Genomic DNA, 834 nt, shown 5'->3' with positions numbered 1-834 from the left:
TCATGGGTCTGCGGATCAACCAGAACATCGCCGCGCAGAACGCCTACCGGAACCTGTCCGTCACCGACGGCCAGATGTCCAAGTCGCTGGAGAAGCTGTCCAGCGGTTTCCGGATCAACCGGGCGGCCGACGACGCGGCGGGTCTGTCCATCAGCGAGGGCCTGCGCTCGCAGGTCGGTGGCCTGAAGGTCGCCGTCCGCAACGCGCAGGACGGTATCTCGGTCGTGCAGACCGCTGAAGGTGCCCTCACCGAGGTGCACAGCATCCTCCAGCGCATGCGTGACCTGTCGGTCCAGGCGGCTTCCGGTGGCTCGAACGACACCGACGCCCAGGCCGCGAGCAACACCGAGTTCGGTGAGCTGAAGAAGGAGCTCGACCGCATCTCGAACACCACCAAGTTCGGGTCGCAGTCGCTGCTCAACGGCAGCTACTCCGGTGACTTCCAGGTCGACTGGAAGGACACCACCACCACCGGTGGCAAGTTCACCGTCGCGATCACGCAGGGCGTCAACGCGACCGCCCTGTCGCTGACCTCGGCGGCGATCAGCACCACCACCGGTGCCGTGTCCGCGATCGCGTCCATCGACTCCGCCATCAAGGCGGTCTCGACGTCGCGGGCCACCCTCGGTGCGTACCAGAACCGTCTCGAGCACACGATCAACAACCTGAACGTGTCGGTCGAGAACCTGTCTGCTTCGGAGTCGCGCATCCGTGACACCGACATGGCCCAGGAGATGATGAGCTTCACCCGCTCGCAGATCCTGTCCCAGGCCGGCACCTCGATGCTGTCCCAGGCCAACCAGTCGCAGCAGGGCGTTCTCTCGCTGCTCCGCT

At 65.5% G+C, this 834-nt stretch carries 1 protein-coding gene; it reads left to right on the top strand.

Annotated features, from left to right (window positions below):
- On the top strand, positions 1–834 hold an 834-nt coding region (locus Sya03_RS30665), incomplete at both ends, for a flagellin N-terminal helical domain-containing protein (protein ID WP_275411496.1).

This window comes from Spirilliplanes yamanashiensis (assembly GCF_016863475.1).
GTDB classification, from domain to species: Bacteria; Actinomycetota; Actinomycetes; order Mycobacteriales; family Micromonosporaceae; genus Spirilliplanes; species Spirilliplanes yamanashiensis.
The sequence above is the reverse complement of the archived record's forward strand: the minus strand, read 5'-3'. Positions and strand labels throughout refer to the sequence as shown.